Below are 17,819 nucleotides of genomic sequence, written 5' to 3'. Positions count from 1 at the left end.
CACGAACAAACGTCTTCATGTACTCGCCCTCCTTACCTCTCCGCGCCGACGGCAAACTGCGCCGCCACCCTTTTGAGGCGGACGGCGATCGGCATCGACATGTGCCTGACAGCCGCCGGATCACTTAGCGCGGTGCGTATCGCTTTCAACGGCGAACGCGCCTTGATGTGCTGGACCAGCGACAGGAACGATGCCGCCTTGCGCAGGCTGCGGGCGCGTTTGGCGAAGGCGGCCGCAGCAGCAGCGTCCATGGAATTGGTCTCGGCGAAGACCGCGTCGGCCTTGCGCATCGCCTCGATATGGCGAAGCTCGAGCACGCGCGAGATCGAGCCCGTGCGGATGTGGTAGATATAGCCGGTCGTCGGCTCGACGACGCATTTTCCGCTCTTGGCCAGCGCGTTGGCGAGCAGGATGTAATCCTCGCCTATGCTCAGACTTTCATCATAGCGAAGCCCGTTTTCGATCAGGAAACGGCGCTGGAAGATCGGCTTGAGATAGCCAAGGTTGAACGTGGATTCGAAAACGATGTTGCCAGCGATGTAGTCGGCGAGCGTGATTTCACGCAGGCCCTCCAGATATTTGGCGGGAAACATCGTCGCTTCGGCAATGCCGTCCTCGCGCACCACCTGGAGGTTGTCGACGGCGATTACAGCGCCCGCACTTTCGGCTCGCGCGATCATGGCGGCGAGCCGCCCGGGCAGGACGGCATCGTCGGAATCGAGCACCGCGACCCAGCGGCCTGTGGCGAGGTCGAGGCCGGCATTCCTGGCGCCGCCAGGGCCACGATTTGCCGGCAGCGCAACCACTTTGACGACATCTTTTGGATAGGCTCTTGCGACGTCGAGCGTGTTGTCGCGCGACTGGTCATCGGCGACGATGATTTCGACGCTGACATCGCGCTGGGCCATGGCGCTTGCGATCGCCCGGTCGAGCGTGGCCGCGGCATTGTGGGCTGCGATGACAAAGGAGACGTCAGGCTGCACGCTTGCCTCCTTGCTGCGGGGAAGACAGTCCGTATTGGCGAATTTCGCTGATACCGACCAGGCCGCTGACGACGCCGACATGCATGATACCGCGCAGCACGCTGCGGTTGCGGCGGACCGGGCTAATCGCGGTCAACGCCGCCATGCCGAAGCAATAGACGGCCTTGGCCGAGGCAAGGCCGACAGCCTTCGCACGCTCTATCACGCCTGCGTCATGGCCGATGAGGTGGCCATGCGTCTGGCCGAAGCGGAAGCGGCGGCGGCGCAGCCAGTCGAAAGCGGCTCGCGAACGCGGCACGACTTCCTCGACCCACGCCTCCGGCGCAAAGGCGATGCGACCGCCTGCCTTGACCATGCGGTCGAAGAATTCGGTGTCCTCGCCGCCGCTCTGGCCGCGCGCCAGGCTGAAACGACGGTCGCGCAAGCTGTCGGCGCTCATCCTCAAAAGGACGTTGCAGGTGTAGCCGGTGCGGATTTCGCCCTGCACCCAGACCGGCAAGGTCGAATGGAAATCGCCCTTGCGCATCCAGTCCGGCGCATCCGGGCGGTAGAGCGCCCGCACCGGACCGAGCACGGCCTCGGCGCCGCTTGTCTCCGCGATAGCAATCAGTTCGGCCAGCCATTGCCGGGAAGCGGTTTCATCGTCGTCGATGAAGGCGACAAAATCGGCCGTGCTGGCATCAAGACAGGCGTTGCGGGCAACCGAGATGTTGCGCGCCGGAGCGTGCCGGTAGCGGGCCACGAGCTTCAATTCGCTCGCCAGCGCGGTCACCAGCGGCTCGGCGGTCGGCTCGTCGTCATTGTCGGCAACGATGACGCCGATGCCGAAACCGGCAGGCATATCCATGGCAGCGAGCGACCGCAGCGTGTCGGCCAGTTCCGGCCGCCGGAACGTGCAGACGCAGATGTCGATTCGGCGGCTGTCGGCGACCATCATGCCACCCCACGCTGCGATCGCGAGCCGAGCAGTTGCAGCCAAAACCCGAGCGACCAGCCGAAATGCATGACCATCGCCGAAATGCCCGCCAGCACATTGTTGGGATTGCGCTGGCTGATGGCGGTCACAGCGCCGTAGCCCAGACAGACCGAAGCCCAGACCAGCAGCGGCACCGCCGCCAGCCAGTGGATAAAGGAAAATACCGCGAGAAGGACGACCGGCGCCACCAGCAGCGGGATCATCTGCCGAACTTTCGGGATCATGCGGTGCTTGAGCACATTCTTGGCGCGGCCGCGGCCATAGCCGAGATATTGGAAATACAGGCCCTTCAGCGACGAACGCGGATAGTAGACCATCTGCGTCTTGCCGCTCATCCAGATGCGGTAGCCTGCCCGGCGCAGGCGGTAGTCGAGTTCGGCATCCTCATTGTGGCTGAAGGTCTCGTCATAGCCGCCGACCGCGGTGAAGGCCGAGATCCGGATCAGCGCGTGATGGCCATGGTCCACCCATTCGCCGGCCGAGAAGTGCCGATGCTTGGAGCCGCCGGTGCCGAGCTTGGAATTCTGCGCCGCCGCGACCGCTTTCTGCACCGCGCCGCTGCCGCTGGTCAGCATCGAGACGACGACCGAATCGGCTGAAGTGGCGAGCGCCTCCTCGACCAGCCGGTCGCAATAATCGGCGGGATAGCCGCCATGGGCATCGATGCGGATCAGGTATTCGGCGCCGTCACCGAGGCTGGCGACGGCGAGATTGATCGCCGCGCTCTGGATACGTTTTGGGTTGTGCAGGAGGACGACCTGAGGGTCCATGGCCGCAACCGCTTCGACAATGGCCAAAGTACCATCGGTGCTGCCGCCATCGGCAACGACGATGCGGGCGCCGAGCCTTAGCGCTGCCGGCCTGAGCTGCTCGAGCAACGCGCCGATATGGGCTGCCTCATTCAGGCACGGAATGACGATCAGGCTTGGCGGCAGCGCTTCGGTTTGCGTCATCGGCGCCTTTCCATGAACTGCACTTTTGTCATTGGTCATCCATCAGGCCATTGCCTCGGTGGCGAACGAACCAGGGGCAACCGCAAAGCCGCGCAGCCTGTCGACAAAGGCGCGGCAGTCGCTGCGGTCGTAGCTCCAGGTTCGTGGGTTGCGGGCCAGCACACGCGCCTTGGCCTTGCCGAAGTGCTCCTGGTCCATGCGGCCGAGCGCGGTTTCCAGGATTTCGGGCGTGGCATCGGAAAGCAGGACGCCAATGTCCTGCTGGTCGAGAAAGCGCCCGGTCTCGGTATTGCCCATCGAGATCGGTACGGCGCCGAAGCGGCAGCCCTCATAGAGGCGGTTGGGCAGCAACCATTCCGAATTCTGCCCTTCCTCGAAGAAATCGATCGCCCAGGAAAAATGCACTTCGCCGTAGATCGCGGCCATGTCTTCCGGGTTGCGGTAGGGGCCACGAAAGGAGAGATAGGGTTCGGCCTCGACAAAAGCATGGAAATCCGGGAATTCCGAGAGTGCCGGACGGCCCCGGAGGACGACCTCGAAGCGCCCGCCCTGACGGCGTGTGAAGTCGGCCAGCAGCTCCAGCGAGCGGCGGCAGCGCAGCGCGCCGAACCAGCCGATGCGCCACGGGGGTGCTGCAGGGTGTTCGGCCTTTGACCTGTCATCCAAGGCGATCGGCGCGGTTTCGAAGTATTTGTTTTCGACCAGTTCCACCGGTGCGGCGACCTGCCCGAACGGCTTGAAATAATTGGCGATGAAGGCCGGTGAGCTCGTCACCAGAAGCTTCACGTCGCGGGCGAGATAACGCTCCGCTGTGCGCAGTGCTTTGCCCAGCATGTCATTGCGCAGCACCAGGCGATGGATGTCGAGGCATTCGTAGACGATCGGCACGCCGCGGCGAAAGGCGGCCTTGGCGCGCCTGGCCAGCGCCAGCATTTCCAGATTGCGCGCGATGATGAGGTCGGGCTTCGGCATCGCCGCAAGCTTCGAGCCTATCGACAGCGCCGCCTTGGCGACCGCCGCCAGACGCTGGCCGAATCGGCCGTCACGCGTCGCGCCGAGGTCGACCGGCTGCAGCCCCTCGACGTCGGGAACAGCATTTGTGGTCCGACGGAAGCCGGCCAACGTGACCCGCGCGCCGCCTGCCTTGAGCATTATGATCCGCCGGCGCACCGCCGGGTCGGAAACATCGTGCACAAGGTACAAGACATGCAGCATGAAAACTCGACCGCTGTTGGCCCACCCACGGGAATGCTAACCCAGCTTTTGCTGCATCGCAACATTTTTGGTGCGCCGTAGCATAAATGCACGTTTTTTGTTGCACTGCAAAATTGATGCGTTACCCTCCGTCGGGCTTGAGCGCCGCTCTGACTGGTCACCCAGCCCGATGCAGCGATGAATTGTGACGCGAGCCGCATCGGGATCGTCCTGGCGTTGGTGTTTTCGGTCACCATGCCCGTCCTAGGCACCGCAGGCCCCGCCGCGGAATCTGCTGACGAAATGAGGTATCCCATGAAGATCGTCGTTGAAAACACAGTCTGCCTGAATACCGGGGATGCGGCGATTCTGCTGGCGATCCGCCACATTCTCAAGACGATCGTGCAAGGCGACGTGCGGTTTGCCGTCTTCGACAGCCAGCCCAAGGTTGCGGAACGACTCTATCCGAAGACGGATTATCCCGACCTCGAATTTCATAAGCTGCTGTCGGAATCCCTGTTCCGATACAAGAATGGCAGCGGGCTGAGGGACCGGTTCAAGCCGATCTACAATCGGCTCGTTCTCCAGGCCCTGCGCTGGTTTGGCAGCAGCGCGCTAGGCAATTTTTTCAGCCATCGCGTTCGGCGCGGTCTCGATATCTACGCCGACGCGGACGTGGTGGTCACCACAGGGGGAACCTATCTCGTCGAGAACTACAATCTCGAACGACGCCTCAATCAGTTCAGGCTCGATGCCGTATTTGGCAAGGATCCGGTCTTCTTCACGCAATCCCTCGGCCCGTTCGACAAAAGTTACAACCGCCAGGAGCTCGGCCCGATCTTCGACCGCAGCCCGCTCATCCTGCTGCGCGACGAACGGTCGCGGACCCATATCCGGGATTTGGTGAAGGATCTCGGCAAGTGCCACGTGGTGGCCGATGCCGTATTCGCCTTGGCGGATACCGACAGGATCGGCAAGCGTCTCGCTTCCAGCCAGCCGCCGGCGTCGACGGGCCGCGTCGCTATTTCGGTCCGCCACTGGAACTACGTCAGCGACGGTGAGGGCGGCATGCGCCGCTATCTGGATTCGGTCCGCGAGATCGCCACAATTCTTGTCAGGGACCTTGGCAAGGAGGTGACCTTCGTCTCCACGTGTCAGGGCGTGCCGGAATATGCCCATGACGATTCCAAGACCGCGCAGGCCATCGTTGCCGAGCTCGATCCTGAGATCGCCAGCCACGTAACGGTGGACGCTTCGTTCCACACGCCGGACCAGTTGATGGCGCTGGTGAAGGGCTTCGACTTCGTCGTCGCGACGCGCATGCATATGATGATCATGTCGCTTTGCGTCGGCACGCCGGTGCTGCCGATCGCCTACGAGTTCAAAACCAAGGAAGTGGCCAAGCGAATCGGTGTCGACGATGTGCTGCTCGACATCGACACCGTGACGCCCGAAGAGGCGCGCGAAAAGCTCGGCCGGTTTGCGGGAAATCTTGACCGCTATCGCAAGACAAGCCTTCAGGCCGTGCTCGAAGAACATGCTTCGGCAATGTCGGCCACAAACCTGCTGGCGCCGCTGATCGCCGGCCGCTCAGCGGATATTGCGCGCGGCGTTGGACAGGGTGGTGAACAAAGCGCGTCGCGACTGCGGGACGGCAAGCATGAAAACGAGACCGATGCCGTAGTTGAGGGCAAGCGCCAAAAAGACCGCGAGCAGGTCTGACTGGCCCGTTAGAGACGCCGGCAACCACAGGTACAGGAACCAGGCAAGCAGGGACGAGGCGATGAAAAGCCCCTGCATGAGCAGGAAGTCGGCGGCGGTCACCGGACCGACGCGATGGACCAGTAGCGCCAGCACGGGAACGCGCAGCACGTAACCGCTGATGGCATAGGCCGCGGCAACGCCGACGGCGCCCCAGTGCAGGCCAACGACGAAGGCAGCGACGGTCGTCAGCGACGAATAGATGCCCCAATGGAACATGGTCTTCGTCTTGCCCTGACAGATGAATATCCATCCCGTCGTGCTTGAAACGGACTGGACCAGGCTGGCGATGCCCAGCCAGGCAAAGATCGGTGCGACCGGTGCCCAGCCCGCGCCGAAGAGAAGTCCGACGATCTGATTGGAGGTCAGCGTCAGCGCCGCGATGCCAGGCATGGTGACGGCCGCCAGCATCCAGTTGGTGCGCACATAGATATCGCGAAAGCGGGCCTTATCATCGTGGATGCGGCTGAGCAGCGGCACCATGACCCGTGTCAGCGGCTGGTTGATGTTCTGCAGCGGGAACAACAGGAGCTTGTAGGCGCGGTCGTAATAGCCGAGTTCGATCGCACCGGAATATTTTCCGATGAGAATGTTGTCGAGATTGCGCGAGAAGAAGTTGGCTAGGTTGAAGCCGGTCAGGTTGGCGCCGAACGACAATATATCGGCATCGACCTTCAGGTCCGGCCGCAAAGGCGTCCAACGCGCCACCAGCCAGGCGGCAGCCAGGGCGATAGCTGCCGAAACCGCCGGGCCGATGACCAGCGACCAGTAGCCCAACCCCGCATAGGCCGCGATCGCGGCGGCCAGAAGTCCGGCGGCGGCGCTTATCACGTCGTTCAGTGCGAGCTGGCCGAACTGCAGGTGCCGGTTCATCAACGCCAGCGGCACTGCGGCGAGACTGCCGAGAAGCAGCGGCAGGGCGGAGCCAAGGGTGATGCCGGACATACGTTGATCGCCATAGAACGCGGCGATGGCAGGCGCCAGGCCGGCCACTACCACGGCACTACCCAGCCCGACGAGCGCGCTGATCCAGAACACCTGGTTGAGCTGCTGGTTGCTGATGTCCTTGCGCTGAACCACAGCCTGCTGCAGGCCCAGATTCTGAAGCAGCCCGACGAAGGCCACGATCGGCCCGACGGAAGCCACCAGACCGAAATCCTCGGGGACCAGCAGACGGGCCAGCACGATGACGGAGAGAAACTGGATCGCCATCTTGAAGCCCTGGGCGCCGATGGTTACCAGCCCGCCGCGCAGGGCGACACGACCGAACTGGGGGGGCGGATTGGCGTTCATGCAAGCGACCTCGTTTCGCCAAGCCGCATGGCGATTTCCACGAAATGTTGGTTCAGCAGATCGGAGTTGAACTCGGCCTCGATCTTCTTGCGCGCCGCGAGAGCGATCCCTTCACACGGCTTCGGATTCTCGGCGATCCAGGCAAGCTTGCCGGTCAGCGCCGCAACGTCCCGCTCAGCCACGAGAAAACCCGTCTTGTGATCATCGATCAGTTCAGGGATCCCGGAATGATACGTGCTGACCACCGTCAGGCCGGCGGCCATCGCTTCCATCAGGGAAACCGGAATGCCTTCCAGATCGCCATCGCGGGCGCCGACGCTGGGCAGCAGGAACACATGCGCGTCGCGCAGACGCTGTTTGACTTCGCTGTGCGGCCGGGGCCCAAGAAAATTCACCCTGTCGGCAATGCCGAGCTCTGCGGCGATCCCCTTCAGCTCCTCGAGAAGTTCTCCGCCGCCGATCACCGAGTAGATCCAGTCTCGCCGCGGCAGGCCAGCAAGCGCGCGAAGCGCATATTCGATGCCCTTCTTTTCAGTCAGGCGGCAGACCGAGATGAAAGAGAGCGTGGCCTGCTCCCATGAACGCCACCGATAGTCGATCTCACTCGGCCGCACCCCCATGTGGTGAACCACAACCTGCTCCGGTGATGCACCGACCTCAATCAAGGCGTCGCGGAAAAACGCATTCACCGGCAGTTGAAGAACGCCCTTTTCGAACACAACTTTGTAGCGCGCGAGCGTATCGTCATGCAGCGGTTCGCCGACATCACGGCCGTGAAATATCGTCACCAGGGGAGCGGAAATCCTCCCGCGCTTGATGGCGCGGGCCACGCGCATGCCGTTGTTGCCGAAATGGGCAACGATGACGTCGGCGCCCTGCAGTTTTCGCGCATGAGCAATGTCGATGGCGGTCGAGAGCTTGTCCCAGAACCTGCCGGACCACTTCCTGAGCAGCGGGCGATAGCGACCCAGGCCACCCCACCAGCATACGACCTTTCCTGGCAACGCCTGCCAGCGCGGATCATCGATGTTGCTGTCCCTGCCGAAGGACGTCTCGTTGCAGACGACGCCGACTTCCATGCCGCGCTCAAGGCATCCGGCTATCTGGTCGAGAACAAAGGTTTCGGACAATGAGGGAAACTTGTCGACTACAAAGCAGATCTTCATCGGCAGGATGCGCTCGTCCGGGGAGCCGGTGTCCCTTTGACAAAAGCCGGGCCGAAGACAGGGTGGCGGAAGCACAAGACATGCAGCATGGAACTCTACCGCTGTTGGCCCACCCGCAGGAACGTTAGTACAGGTCTTGCTGCACTGCAACATTTTTGGTGCAGTGTAGCAAGATTTCTCTCGACTTGGCGTGCCTGCCGATCAAACGCAGAGGAGCAGTGTCAGCCGGCAGAGGAAGGATCCGCCAAGCCATCGGAAACGCCGACATGACCGGCAGGTTCATGCGCAGGGCTCGATGTGACCAGTTGGGTAACGATCTGCGCAAAACGTTCATTCAGAACATCTGCGTTGAAGTCCTCCTCGACTTTGCGGCGTGCGGCAAGCGCGATACGCTCGCATTCGGTCGGGTGCTCCCCGGCCCAGGCAAGCTTGCCGGCAAGCGCTGAAATATCTCGCTCGGGCGCAAGCAACCCCGTCTCCCCATCCTTGATGAGCTCCGGGATTCCCGAATGATACGTGCTGACCGCAATCAATCCGGCGGCCATGGCCTCCATGAGCGCGACCGGAATGCCTTCCATATCCCCGTCGCTGGCAGTGATACTTGGCAGCAAAAAGAGATGCGCCATGCGAAGCCGTCGTTTCACCTCTGCGTGAGGGAGGCTGCCAAGGAATGTTACGCGACCAGCCAAGCCCAGCTCTACGGCCAGCTTTTCCAAATTCATCCGCAGAGGACCGTCGCCAACAATGTCGTAACGCCAGTCTAGCTGCGGCTGGGAGGCCTTGAGGGAGGCCAGGGCTCGCAAGGCGAACTCGACGCCTTTCTTTTCGACCAGGCGGCAAACCGTCGTCACGACCAGTTGGGTGCCTTCCCACGATTCCCAGCGATAGCCGATTTCGCGGGTGTCAATTCCCATATGGTGGACCGTCGTGCTCGCCTGGGACAGGCCGGCTTCCAGCAGCATCGTGCGGAAGTAATCGTTGACGGGCAGGTTCAGGGTCCCATGCCTGGTCAGCCCGGCATATTGTGTCGCGAGCACTGCCTGCCGCGCCGGGATCGCCACGTCCGCGCCGTGAAAGATGGTTATGATCGGTGGTTTGAGCACCTTCCATTTCTTCAGTGCGGCTGCTCTCTCGCCGTTCTGTCCGAAGTGGGCGACAATCACGTCGCAGCGGTTCAGGCGGCGTGCAAAGGCGATGTCGAGAACGGTCGAGGCCTTGTATCGCAGACGCGGCGGCAGACGCTGTACAAATTTGCTGATTACAGCGGCCCATCGCCACCAATGTCGGGTTCTGGCGAGCAGCGTCGCCATCGGCTCGCTTTGCCGGTCAATTCGGTGGTCACCTTGCATCTTTTCGCAGACCACTTCGACCTGAAAGCCCCGCGCCAGCAGCCCAGCCATCTGGTCCACGACGAAGGTTTCCGAAAGCAGAGGGAATTCGCCGACGACAAAGCCCACGCGCATGACCCGCCCATAAGGTTGGGGCTTGCTCGGACCAAGCGGTCCATATCGCACAAGCCCTAATGTAGACAGGCAGAATACACGTTGATTGCTGCAGTGCCACAAAATATTGCACTGCAGCAATTAAAAGTGATCCGGACGGGCGCACGACGCCTGGACCTGGCTAACGGGAACTTTGCGCGACCACGGTCGTGCAGCGTCTCAGCTGAACTGCAACACGACGCGTTTAGGCTGCGCGCTCCAAACCGACACGTCTTGCGCGGTCGAGAACGCCCATGAACGTTGCGAACTGGCTGTCGGGGTTCATTTGCCGCCGCTCCGAAAACTGACGTGCTGTCGCTGACAGCCGCTTGTACTCGGCCTCATCGCTCCACAGCCGCCTGACCGTTGCGACCCAGTCGGCGAGCGGGGCGTCGTAGTCCAGTACCACGCCGCCGGCGCCGATCGCTTCCGGCAGACCGCCGCGCCGCGAGCCGACCACGGGAATGCCACTACAATGCGCTTCCGAGGCCACCCGGCCCCAGGCTTCTTCCCATTTGCTGGGCGCAAGCAGGATTTTCGTGCGGCCGTAGACCGTCTTCATGTCGCTGGTGCGGCTTTCCAGCTTGACGTTCTGGAGGGGAGAGATTGTTGCTTCGATCCGGGCTCGATGATCGTCGTCGAGCTTCCAGCTTTCGACGAACAGGAACGGGATCTCGGGACAGGCGGCAGCAATGCGCACCGCAAGATCGAAGCCTTTTTCCTCATATGGATTGATGAGCGTGACAAATTCACCGGTCGTCGGTGTGCTGTAGAACGCGGGATTGATGGTCGGCGGAATAACCGTCGAATCGATATCGAATTTTGCCTTATAGGCGCGCGCGGTGAACTCGGAGTTGGCGATATAGACCGCCGAATGGAGCTCACGCAGATCGCCGGCCAATTCGTCGAATTCGACATTCCTCAGATAGACGGTCAGCGGCACGCCAAGCCTCTGCAACTCTCTGCCGATCGGCACCGAATTGTGGCACTGCACGACCGCGACATCCGGCCTCAACTTTTTGACGGCGAAGTCGGCCGCTTCCCAGGGGAACCACGCCCGTACAACCGGATAGCCCGGGAAATTGTCGATGACCGCGCGCTGACGAAGGAGCTTCATCTTGGCGCGCGCCCGGAAGCCGAACATGCCGTCGCCGAACAGCGCTGCCAGAACGGATGCCTCGTGACCGTTTTCGCGCAATTGCTCGACCAAGTGGTGGGTGCTCGACTGGACGCCCCCGCTGAATTGCGGCGTGTAGCCGGTGCCGCCTGCAAACAGAACTTTCATGAACCTGGCTCCGCGTTGTGCCGCCCTGCCTTCACGCCGCCATCCTGCCGATCGAGAAATACTCGATGCCGTGACGGGCGATGACCTTGGGATCATAGAGGTTGCGGCCATCGAAGATGACCGGCGTGGTCAGGGCATCCTTCACCGCGTCGAAGGACGGGGCGCGGAAACTCTTCCACTCGGTGGCGATCAGCAACGCGTCGGCGCCGCGCAACGCCGCCTCCTTGGTGCCGCACAAAAGCAGATCGTCGCGCAGGCCGTAGATGGCCTGGCATTCCTGCATCGCCTCGGGATCGTAGGCCTGCACATTGGCGCCGGCCTGCCACAGCGCCTCCATCAGGACGCGCGCCGGCGCCTCGCGCATGTCGTCGGTGTTGGGCTTGAAGGCGAGGCCCCAGAGCGCGAAGGTCTTGCCCTTGAGACTGCCCTTGAAATAACGGTGCACCTTGTCGAACAGCACCGACTTCTGGGCATTGTTGCGCTCCTCCACGGCGCGCAGCAGCTTGGCGTCGAACTTGACACCTTCGGCGGTCTTGATCAACGCGCGGACATCCTTGGGAAAGCACGAACCGCCATAGCCGAGGCCGGGATAGATGAAGTGGTAGCCGATGCGCGGATCCGAGCCGATGCCCTTGCGTACCTCCTCGATGTCGGCGCCGAGCTGCTCGGCCAGATTGGCCATTTCGTTCATGAAGGAGATCTTGGTCGCCAGCATGCAGTTGGCGGCGTACTTCGTGAATTCGGCGCTGCGCACGTCCATCACGATCATCTTCTCGTGGTTGCGGTTGAACGGCGCGTAGAGCTCCCGCATCACCGCCTCGGTGCCCTCGCTGTTGGTGCCGACAATGATGCGGTCAGGCTTCATGCAGTCGGCGACGGCGGAACCCTCCTTGAGGAACTCAGGATTGGAAGCGACGTCGAAAGCCAGGTCCTGGCGCCCGCGCGCCTTCAGCGTCGCGGCGATTTTGGCCTTCACCTTTTCGCAGGTGCCGACCGGCACGGTCGACTTGCCGACGACGATCTTGGGACTGTCCATCTCGCGGCCGATGGTCTCGGCCACCGCCAGCACATATTTGAGGTCGGCCGAACCATCTTCGCCGGGTGGCGTGCCGACCGCAATCATCTGGATCTCGCCATGCTTGACGCCGGCGGCGGCATCGGTGGTGAACTTGATGCGGCCGGCGGCGTGGTTCTCCTTGACCAGGGCCTCCAGTCCCGGTTCGAAAATCGGCACCAGGCCCTGGTTGAGCCGCTCGACCTTCTTTTCATCGACATCGACGCACACCACCTGGTGCCCGACCTCCGCCAGCACCGCGGCCTGCACGAGACCGACATAGCCAATTCCAAAGACCGTCAAATTCATTCGGGTTAATTCCTGTTCACGCCCTTTGGCCTTATATAGCCGGGCCGGTTCAGATCTACTTTATGCTGCTTACACTGCATGCCAGCGATTCCGGAAACTGGCACGGCTGGCCGAGCGCGGTGAAGGCGACGCGCTGCACCTGCATCGTCACCTGGCGGCCGGGGTCGGAAAAGGCGCCCATCCAGTTTTTCAGCGTGTCGCTGCCCCAGAGGCTGAAGAATATCTTCTGCGAGTGGGTCGGCAATTGCTCGGGATTGGTCACCTCCTGGACCAGCTTGCCGTTGACGTACCAGCGCAGCCGGTCCTTTTCCCAGATAAAGGCATAGTCGTTGAAGCCCTTGTCGGCGCCGCCTTCGACCTCGGCCAGCTTCTCGTTCTTGGGCTTGCCGGCGATGTAGCTGTTGACCTGCACCTTGGATGTATCCTTGGTCAGCACCTCGAAGTCGATCTCATACCAGGGCTGTTTGTCGGCAGGGCCGATATAGGTGAAGAAAGCGGCGTTGAGACCGGATCCGGTGTCGGTCTTCATCCGTGCTTCATAGGTCCCATAGCCGAAGCGCTGCTTGGTCTGGATCTCGGCGCAGGCGAACTCGCGGTCCTTCAGTTTGCGCTTTTCGAAGCCGAGCGTCAGCATGTTGTCGGAAAATTTTACCAGGCTTTTCGACCAGGTGCAGTTCTGGTGATTGCCGTTCGACCAACCGTCGGAGACATACCAGCGCGAACGATCGAAACTCTTGAAATCGTCGACGAAGGACGGTGCGCTTTGCATCTCCGGGGAGGCGTCCTGGGCGCGGGAGGGGTGGGCGGCGCCGAGCAGACCTGCGGCTGCCGCCAACAGAAGCGCACCAACGGATAGAAGACGCGTTGGGTTTACAAGACGCATTGGCCGATTTGGCCGCGTCGAAATCATGGCATCGATTGCCGCGATGGGCGTCGTCTTCGGATCTGCGTTCATATCAATTCACCTTTGTGCTGTTCCGCCCCAACCCAAAGTCACCGATTGGCCCACATTGCTAACGGGCCGATCCCGATCCTCCGTCCCCGAACTTTCTCTTCTGTGTCTCGTGTGACCGTGTTCAGCCGAAGCGACCTGCGGGTTTGACATATTCCCCGTGCGAATCAGAACCCTGGCCATCCTCGCCGACGATCGCGTCGAGTGAATGACGCAGTTCCTTCATCCGGCTCGTCTGGCGCACCAGCTCGGCGATGCGCTGTTCGCAGTTCAGGATGGACTTCGTCAGCTCGCCGACTTCCGACAGCTTGCTTGCCGACGCCGAGCCGTTCTCCATCGACTCGACCAGGAAGGCCGCGTTGGTGGACTTCGACCGGTAGCGGGCCTCCAACCCGGTCTTCTCGGCCGCAATCTCGGCCGTGATCTGATCCAACAGCTTTGCCAGACGGTCGAAACGCGCCAGATCGGTCTGCTTGTCGCGTGCCGGGTCCCTGGACCTGAAGCCGAAAATTGAAGCCATCCGGTTGGCCTTCCAAAATTGCTGCACCGCAACATACAGTGCCATCGTCGGGGCGTGTAGGCAACCTCCGAGTTTCAGAAAGGCAATTTTTTCAGCCTTGCGGCCGCGGTCCCGGACTTGGCGAAGCCTACTTTTCCGCCGCCGTGCTGGTACCGGCCATGAGGAAGCTCAAGGGCGGCACCGGCTGCTGCCGCGGGGGCAGACCGGCGTGGCGGAACAACGCATCGAGCTTGTCGGCGGCCACGCCGACAACGATGGGAATGAGATTCGACTGGCTGGCCAGCGCATAGGCGGCGGCAGACGCGATGCCGCGCTCGGCCTTCACATCGAGAAAATTGCGCAGCCGGTATTTGTCACGCACATGCCGCTCGTGCTTGCGCAGCAGGGCCTTGGAGCCTTCCGGCAGGCTGTCGATCTCGAGCAGTGCCAGATCCGCATCGGCGAGGCGCTTCAGATCCTGTGTCTTGTGGCGCCCGCTCAACGAATCGGCGCGCACGATCGCGCCATAGCCGCAGGAACGGATGACCTTGAAGCGTGCGCCAAGGGCAAAGGCGCGGGCGTAGAGTTCGTAATCTTCGCCGAGACGCAGGTTCTCGTCGTAACGCAGCCCATGCCTGTCGAGGAAAGCTCTTGATATCACCGGCTTGAGAAAGCCGAGTTCGCCGCGCTGGACACGCCGTCTGGAGATGTTGCCGTCGATGAACCGCTCGAAGTCGAGGAATTCCGGGTCCGCCGAAAAGGACGGGGCGACGATCTTCGAGACATCGGTCGCCGTATCGTCACGGATCAGCATGATGTTGTCGGCGGCGAAATCCCAGTCGGTGCCGGCAAACAGCTGGTGAAACCGTCCCTGAAGGAAGAAATCGTCGGCGTCGAGAATGCTGATGAAAGGTGATTTCGACCCGGCAATGGCGGTATTGCGGGCGAAGGACGGGCCGCGATTGGCGTCGAGCCGGATGACCGAAAGCCGGCCGCTGCCATCATCGGCAGCGCTGGCCACCTTTGCGGTGTCATCGGTGGAGGCGTCGTCGACGACGACGACTTCCGCCACCTCCGGCTCGCGCAGCGCCGAGGCGATGGCTGCGGGAATGGTCCGGGCCGCGTTGCGCGCCGCGATGATCACGCAGACCCGAGATTCTGTCATGGACATAGGGTGGCCTTTCGATTGCATAAAGTGTCGCGAGGCCCCTCGCCCTCCCGGCGCGCGGCGCCGGACCCCGATCCATCCCCCGATCCATCCCCAGCGGATCGGGACGGAACGTTATCTGCCTGCTGCATGACGACCCTCATCGTCACCGGCTTTCCCGCTCGAAAATCCGCCGGCTGAGGTCGGCTGACGCGGCCCAGCCGGCCTCGGTCAGATAGCGGACAGGTTCGCGGCCGCACAATTCCCACAAAACGGTGCGCCGTTGCGGCCATCTGAGCGACGACAGCCACGGCGCGATGACCATGTGGAACAGGTCTTCATTGCCGATGCGTGACAGGATCCTGGTGGCCCGATCCGACAGCAGCGTGCCGGCGCCACCAAGCAGCACATCGGCGGCGCGCAGGCCCAGCAGCAGGGTGTCAGCCAGCCCCTGCTCGGCCGCGTAGTCGAGCACAGTCTGCTGCTCGGCCTCGCTCAGCCGACCGGCAGCGGCCCGGATATCGCAGACATAGCCCGCGCATGGCTCGCGGTTGAACAGCGCCTTTGCGACACTGATGCAGGACAGAAGCAAAGTGTCGGAGGCCGAGATGAACGGCACGCTGGAGCCGGCGATCGCAAGCGCGCGCTTGCGGCGCAGGAACCCTTCCGTATCGCGCGGGCTCGGCGATCCCGGCTGCTGGAGCCGGTAATGGAGATCGACGGTGGACAATTTCCGACCTTGGCTGCGAACCATGTGCTGCTCGCCCAGAAAGCGCACCCACCAGACGGAGCGGGACTTGCCGGCGACCTCGTAGCCGATCGAGCGCAGCGCATCACGAGCTCTAAAGAAGCCGGTCGGCGACACCAATATGTCGACATCTCCGGACGGCTTCATGAAATGGTCGCCATAGAGCAGTTGCTGCTGGAGGGGCCCCTTCAGGAAGACGAAATCGATGCCGCTGCCGCGCAGCGCCTTGTCGATGGCCATCGAATCCATGATGCCGGACGAGTTCATCGCAATCGTGCGCCGGCGATAGGTGTCGAGCCACTCGAGCAATCCCGGCGGCGTCTCGCCCGCCGGTGGGCGCGACAGCGCCTTCAGCATGAAGGTGGCGACCTTGTTCAGCCTGGCGATATCGCAAACATCGGCAACGGAGATGGCCGGTGCAGGCGCGGTGCTGGGGCTCGCCCCGGAGGCGAAGAACAGCCGCAGGCACGCCTGCACATAGGCCACTTCGTCGGCGCAGCCAGCGGCGCGCAACCTTTCGAAGGTCCCTTCCTGCAAGGCCATATGCTGCAGCATCTCCGCAAAAATTCGCCAGGCGCGTTATATTGCAAGTGCGAAGCAAAGCATCGCCAAATTCATGCGCCGCGTCCAGTTTTTTCCTTGGAGACAATTTTCCTGCAACCTGGACCTCTAACGACACAGTCGTACAACGTGATGCAAGTCGTCGCCTGATCGGAGCCTCTGCCCGACACGTCAGCAACAATCTTGTGGGAACGCGCTGGCGCCCAAATGACGAGCATTCGACTAGAAAATTTAATCTAATAGAATCAGTTGCTTAGTTAAGCACCACGGACACTGCGCTGAAATCGCCTAGGCTGTGAAAATGCAAGCGGTTTTGATCACCATTGAAGGCAACCGCAACCGAGAATTGATTAACGGCGGGTAAATCAGGCTTGACTCATAAATGCTGCCATGCAGCTATTGCGGTGCAGCAATAGCTCGCTGCCGGCAATCGACAGGCCGCTTCCAGTCCACAAGTGGAGAGTAAATTGGAACAGAATGTTGAAAAGCATGAGTACGAAACCCCTAGCCTGACGGTCCACGGCTCGATCGAGACCATCACGCAAGGCGGTAGCGGTACTACGGCACTCGACGCCTCGTTTCCGGCACATACGCCGGTCGGCGAACTCACCTTCTCCTGAGTCTTCTCTCGTTGGGGTGACAAAGTCCGGACTCTGCAAACAGAGCGCACTAAGGAGAGTCGGGGGTCAAACCCCGGCTCTCGCGTCTTTGTCCGGAATTGCCGAAGCGTTGGTGTTGTGAGTGAGGTTTAGGAATGGACTGGAACCCCTCGGACCATGATCGGGTGAGCGCGAGCAAGGATGCCGTGGCCTGCGAATTTGGCAACGGCCTGGCGCTGCTCGATATGAGGTCCAACATCTATTACAGCCTGAACAGCGTCGGCGCCTATATCTGGGAGCTGATCCAGGAGCCGCGGCCGATTTCCGAAATCCGCAGCGCCGTGCTGGACCGCTACAATGTCGATCCGGAACGCTGCAAGGCCGATGTCGATGGATTGTTGAAGGGCTTGGCGGACGCCGGGCTTGCGAGGCTCCATGATGAGGAACTTGTCTAGAGCTTTCTCGCTGAGCGGGCCGGAGATGCTCTTTCTCGCGCACTGCCTTGCGGTGGTCGTGGTGGTGCGGCTGGGGCTGACGCTGCTTTCCTATAACAGGATTCGCGGCATGGTGACCCGGTTCGACGCGCGCGAACCGGCCGACATCGGCGATCTCAGGCGTGTCGCCTGGGGCGTGGCTGCGGCTGCCCGCCTGGTGCCTGGCGCAAGCTGTCTGACCCAAGCGCTTTCCGGCCAGTATTTGCTTGCCCGCCAGGGCAACGCCTCAAAAATCCGCATCGGCATCGAGCGCGATACCGGCACCGAGTTGAAGGCGCATGCCTGGCTGGTCAGCGGCGACCACATCGTGCTCGGCGGCTCGCTTGGCGGGTTTAACCATCTCGTCGACCACGGCCAGTGAGCG

Annotated in this window: 16 protein-coding genes and 1 pseudogene; 4 read left to right on the top strand and 13 right to left on the bottom strand. The window is 62.0% G+C overall.

Annotation, left to right across the window (positions count from 1 at the left end; all coding sequences use genetic code 11):
• Nucleotides 1-32: 32 nt before the first annotated feature.
• Genes NKI88_RS08670 through NKI88_RS08655 form a run of 4 tightly spaced genes read right to left on the bottom strand, consistent with a single transcriptional unit; the run spans nt 33 to nt 4,127 of the window.
• Nucleotides 33-983 carry a glycosyltransferase family 2 protein gene (locus tag NKI88_RS08670; RefSeq protein ID WP_352654647.1) on the bottom strand — a complete coding sequence of 317 codons (951 nt, stop codon included), beginning with the start codon at nt 981-983 and terminating at the stop codon, nt 33-35.
• Nucleotides 973-1,917 (bottom strand): glycosyltransferase family A protein, encoded by a 945-nt coding sequence (locus NKI88_RS08665; RefSeq protein ID WP_196815068.1) that lies wholly within the window; start codon nt 1,915-1,917, stop codon nt 973-975. The genes NKI88_RS08670 and NKI88_RS08665 overlap by 11 nt, the downstream gene beginning before the upstream one ends.
• Entirely contained in the window at nt 1,917-2,912 is a 996-nt protein-coding gene (locus NKI88_RS08660) for a glycosyltransferase family 2 protein (RefSeq protein ID WP_352654645.1), read from the bottom strand. The genes NKI88_RS08665 and NKI88_RS08660 overlap by 1 nt, the downstream gene beginning before the upstream one ends.
• Nucleotides 2,913-2,954: 42 nt before the next feature.
• Nucleotides 2,955-4,127, bottom strand: a complete 1,173-nt coding sequence (locus NKI88_RS08655) for a glycosyltransferase (protein WP_352654643.1) — start codon at nt 4,125-4,127, stop codon at nt 2,955-2,957.
• A 177-nt stretch (nt 4,128-4,304) separates the two neighbouring features.
• Between NKI88_RS08655 and NKI88_RS08650 the strand changes: the two are divergent.
• A pseudogene (locus NKI88_RS08650) lies at nt 4,305-5,471 on the top strand (polysaccharide pyruvyl transferase family protein); the annotation flags it as partial.
• 225 nt (nt 5,472-5,696) lie between these two features.
• On the opposite strand, the gene NKI88_RS08645 reads toward NKI88_RS08650, so the two are convergent.
• From NKI88_RS08645 to NKI88_RS08605, 9 genes are all read right to left on the bottom strand, one after another.
• Nucleotides 5,697-7,160: a lipopolysaccharide biosynthesis protein gene (locus NKI88_RS08645; protein ID WP_023684224.1), complete on the bottom strand. Its 1,464-nt coding sequence runs from the start codon at nt 7,158-7,160 to the stop codon at nt 5,697-5,699.
• Complete coding sequence (locus tag NKI88_RS08640) at nt 7,157-8,326, bottom strand: glycosyltransferase (RefSeq protein WP_023738095.1); 1,170 nt, start codon at nt 8,324-8,326, stop codon at nt 7,157-7,159. Before NKI88_RS08640 ends, NKI88_RS08645 begins: the two co-directional genes overlap by 4 nt.
• 221 nt (nt 8,327-8,547) lie before the next feature.
• Nucleotides 8,548-9,789, bottom strand: a complete 1,242-nt coding sequence (locus NKI88_RS08635; RefSeq protein WP_352654640.1) for a glycosyltransferase — start codon at nt 9,787-9,789, stop codon at nt 8,548-8,550.
• 223 nt (nt 9,790-10,012) lie between these two features.
• Nucleotides 10,013-11,092 carry a glycosyltransferase gene (locus NKI88_RS08630; RefSeq protein ID WP_023711257.1) on the bottom strand — a complete coding sequence of 360 codons (1,080 nt, stop codon included), beginning with the start codon at nt 11,090-11,092 and terminating at the stop codon, nt 10,013-10,015.
• A 31-nt stretch (nt 11,093-11,123) separates the two neighbouring features.
• Nucleotides 11,124-12,455, bottom strand: a complete 1,332-nt coding sequence (locus tag NKI88_RS08625; protein WP_352445205.1) for a UDP-glucose dehydrogenase family protein — start codon at nt 12,453-12,455, stop codon at nt 11,124-11,126.
• Between the two features lie 55 nt (nt 12,456-12,510).
• Nucleotides 12,511-13,410, bottom strand: coding sequence for an endo-1,3-1,4-beta-glycanase ExoK (exoK, locus tag NKI88_RS08620; RefSeq protein ID WP_352654638.1), 900 nt, complete (start codon nt 13,408-13,410; stop codon nt 12,511-12,513).
• A gap of 121 nt (nt 13,411-13,531) precedes the next feature.
• Nucleotides 13,532-13,840 (bottom strand): hypothetical protein, encoded by a 309-nt coding sequence (locus NKI88_RS08615; RefSeq protein WP_502898766.1) that lies wholly within the window; start codon nt 13,838-13,840, stop codon nt 13,532-13,534.
• Nucleotides 13,841-14,054: 214 nt separating this feature from the next.
• The gene (locus NKI88_RS08610; protein WP_352654636.1) at nt 14,055-15,077 is read right to left on the bottom strand and encodes a glycosyltransferase family 2 protein; all 1,023 of its coding nucleotides are present in this window, start codon (nt 15,075-15,077) and stop codon (nt 14,055-14,057) included.
• Nucleotides 15,078-15,219: 142 nt separating this feature from the next.
• Complete coding sequence (locus NKI88_RS08605) at nt 15,220-16,344, bottom strand: nucleotidyltransferase family protein (protein WP_352654634.1); 1,125 nt, start codon at nt 16,342-16,344, stop codon at nt 15,220-15,222.
• A gap of 485 nt (nt 16,345-16,829) precedes the next feature.
• Here NKI88_RS08605 and NKI88_RS08600 point away from each other — a divergent pair, with 485 nt between their 5' ends.
• The 3 genes from NKI88_RS08600 to NKI88_RS08590 all read left to right on the top strand — a co-directional run bounded on the left by NKI88_RS08600 (nt 16,830) and on the right by NKI88_RS08590 (nt 17,816).
• Nucleotides 16,830-16,982, top strand: a complete 153-nt coding sequence (locus tag NKI88_RS08600) for a lasso RiPP family leader peptide-containing protein (RefSeq protein ID WP_023684233.1) — start codon at nt 16,830-16,832, stop codon at nt 16,980-16,982.
• Nucleotides 16,983-17,116: 134 nt separating this feature from the next.
• Complete coding sequence (locus NKI88_RS08595) at nt 17,117-17,416, top strand: PqqD family protein (RefSeq protein ID WP_352654632.1); 300 nt, start codon at nt 17,117-17,119, stop codon at nt 17,414-17,416.
• A gap of 25 nt (nt 17,417-17,441) precedes the next feature.
• A complete protein-coding gene (locus NKI88_RS08590) occupies nt 17,442-17,816 on the top strand; it encodes a lasso peptide biosynthesis B2 protein (RefSeq protein ID WP_023684235.1) in 375 nt (124 codons plus the stop codon).
• Nucleotides 17,817-17,819 lie beyond the last annotated feature (3 nt).

The sequence above is a fragment of the Mesorhizobium sp. M0317 genome, from assembly GCF_040321555.1.
GTDB lineage: Bacteria > Pseudomonadota > Alphaproteobacteria > Rhizobiales > Rhizobiaceae > Mesorhizobium.
The sequence above is the reverse complement of the archived record's forward strand: the minus strand, read 5'-3'. Positions and strand labels throughout refer to the sequence as shown.

Bases quoted from the DNA above. Each gene is read 5' to 3' on its own strand.
- NKI88_RS08660 (WP_352654645.1), bottom strand. From the start codon at position 2,912: ATGACGCAAACCGAAGCGCTGCCGCCAAGCCTGATCGTCATTCCGTGC.
- NKI88_RS08665 (WP_196815068.1), bottom strand. From the start codon at position 1,917: ATGGTCGCCGACAGCCGCCGAATCGACATCTGCGTCTGCACGTTCCGG.
- NKI88_RS08625 (WP_352445205.1), bottom strand. From the start codon at position 12,455: ATGAATTTGACGGTCTTTGGAATTGGCTATGTCGGTCTCGTGCAGGCC.
- NKI88_RS08605 (WP_352654634.1), bottom strand. From the start codon at position 16,344: ATGGCCTTGCAGGAAGGGACCTTCGAAAGGTTGCGCGCCGCTGGCTGC.
- exoK (WP_352654638.1), bottom strand. From the start codon at position 13,410: ATGAACGCAGATCCGAAGACGACGCCCATCGCGGCAATCGATGCCATG.
- NKI88_RS08590 (WP_023684235.1), top strand. From the start codon at position 17,442: ATGCTCTTTCTCGCGCACTGCCTTGCGGTGGTCGTGGTGGTGCGGCTG.
- NKI88_RS08595 (WP_352654632.1), top strand. From the start codon at position 17,117: ATGGACTGGAACCCCTCGGACCATGATCGGGTGAGCGCGAGCAAGGAT.
- NKI88_RS08630 (WP_023711257.1), bottom strand. From the start codon at position 11,092: ATGAAAGTTCTGTTTGCAGGCGGCACCGGCTACACGCCGCAATTCAGC.
- NKI88_RS08645 (WP_023684224.1), bottom strand. From the start codon at position 7,160: ATGAACGCCAATCCGCCCCCCCAGTTCGGTCGTGTCGCCCTGCGCGGC.
- NKI88_RS08655 (WP_352654643.1), bottom strand. From the start codon at position 4,127: ATGCTGCATGTCTTGTACCTTGTGCACGATGTTTCCGACCCGGCGGTG.
- NKI88_RS08610 (WP_352654636.1), bottom strand. From the start codon at position 15,077: ATGTCCATGACAGAATCTCGGGTCTGCGTGATCATCGCGGCGCGCAAC.
- NKI88_RS08640 (WP_023738095.1), bottom strand. From the start codon at position 8,326: ATGAAGATCTGCTTTGTAGTCGACAAGTTTCCCTCATTGTCCGAAACC.
- NKI88_RS08635 (WP_352654640.1), bottom strand. From the start codon at position 9,789: ATGCGCGTGGGCTTTGTCGTCGGCGAATTCCCTCTGCTTTCGGAAACC.